At 44.3% G+C, this 456-nt stretch carries 1 protein-coding gene; it reads left to right on the top strand.

Annotated features, from left to right (window positions below; genetic code table 11):
- Positions 1–260: 260 nt before the first annotated feature.
- A partial coding sequence (locus A7981_RS12220) for a hypothetical protein (RefSeq protein WP_217234121.1) occupies positions 261–456 on the top strand: 196 nt, incomplete at its 3' end.

The raw sequence follows: 456 nt of genomic DNA, 5'->3' as shown, positions 1-456 counted from the left end.
GGCGTAGACCGCATACCTTACAACAGCGACGACATCTTTCCGTCACCAAATCTTTTGGACAATGACAAAACTGGACTTGTGAAACCAACTGACTAACAGCCACCAACATCGGTTTTGTGCTATGGCGGCTGGACGAACAAGGGTTGAACATTTGTAATTCTGTTTGGCTGTTGTACATTAGCCAAGGCTGACGATGCACGGAATGCCGCCACAAGCACAAAGCCGTCTGCGTTGCCTGCTATATTTGACAGACCCTACATATGGAAAATAAGTTTTCAAAAATCATCGATGCAAACAGAGACAAAATCCAAGATTGGACAAAGGCTCTTAACGACCAAGGGCAATATAATTCGACACGTTTTCGCAAGGACACAACTGTTGAGGAGATTGCCGAAATAACTGATAGAGTTGCAGCGGCTTTAGGTGACATATCTGACATTGCGATAAAATATGGTG

Origin of the sequence: Methylovorus sp. MM2, from assembly GCF_001648895.1 — a bacterium.
Taxonomy (GTDB): Bacteria; Pseudomonadota; Gammaproteobacteria; order Burkholderiales; family Methylophilaceae; genus MM1.
The sequence above is the reverse complement of the archived record's forward strand: the minus strand, read 5'-3'. Positions and strand labels throughout refer to the sequence as shown.